We start from the raw sequence: 745 nt of genomic DNA, 5'->3' as shown, positions 1-745 counted from the left end.
GTTCCATTCAAGAATCAATGATTGATCAAATTCTATCCAATGCATCCACTTCATCTCTTATATCGTAGCTGCTCGGTGAAATCTTTGCACCGCTTTCCCTTGAACAATCTTCCTATCCGGAGCCACCATGAGCATCCCTTCCATGAAAGCCTATCAACTGCGTCCCGGCGCCGGCGTCGCCGAACTGGCGCTCACGCGCATCGCAACACCGCAGCCGCGCCCGCATGAAGTACTGATCAAGACCCACGCCGCCGCGCTCAACTATCGCGACCTGATGTATGCGCGCGGCAACTACATCAACCTGGCCGATGCGCCGCTGGTTCCGGCCGGCGACGGCGCCGGTGAAATCGTCGCGGTCGGCGCGGACGTGACCCGCTTTGCCGTCGGCGACCGCGTCACGCACGACCAGTTCGGCCTGGGCACCGTGATGTCGGTGACCGGCTCGGGCTCGGACGCACAGGCCACGATCGACTTCGGCGACGAGCGCCCCAAGAAGCTCCTGCTGCGGTACGCGCCGGTCGAGAAGCTCTGACCGGTCCGGGTTACGTCGGGTCCAGGCCGTGGCTGCGCAGCCACGGCAGGGGGTCTATCGACGAGCCGCCGCCCGGCCGCACCTCGAAGTGGAGGTGCGGACCGGTGGAGTTGCCGGAGTTCCCCGAGTACGCGATGACGTCGCCGGCCTTCACCGGACCCGAGCGGATCTTGGTGCTGGACAGGTGGCAGTACCAGGTCTCGGTGCCGTCGG

At 64.3% G+C, this 745-nt stretch carries 2 protein-coding genes; one reads left to right on the top strand and one right to left on the bottom strand.

The window, feature by feature from the left end:
* Positions 1–127: 127 nt before the first annotated feature.
* Complete coding sequence (locus E6R62_RS41995) at positions 128–532, top strand: alcohol dehydrogenase catalytic domain-containing protein (RefSeq protein ID WP_206308989.1); 405 nt, start codon at positions 128–130, stop codon at positions 530–532.
* A 10-nt stretch (positions 533–542) separates the two neighbouring features.
* Here the strand turns inward: E6R62_RS41995 and E6R62_RS37720 are convergent.
* Positions 543–745: M23 family metallopeptidase (locus E6R62_RS37720; protein ID WP_136217934.1), on the bottom strand; the 203-nt coding region annotated here is incomplete at its 5' end.

The sequence above is a fragment of the Streptomyces sp. A1136 genome, assembly GCF_004795055.1.
Lineage (GTDB): Bacteria > Actinomycetota > Actinomycetes > Streptomycetales > Streptomycetaceae > Streptomyces.
Note: the sequence above shows the minus strand (reverse complement) of the source record. Positions and strands in the feature narration are given on the sequence as shown.

What these genes read in the sequence shown, in the direction of transcription:
- E6R62_RS41995 (WP_206308989.1), top strand. Translation starts at nt 128, where the DNA reads ATGAGCATCCCTTCCATGAAAGCCTATCAACTGCGTCCCGGCGCCGGC.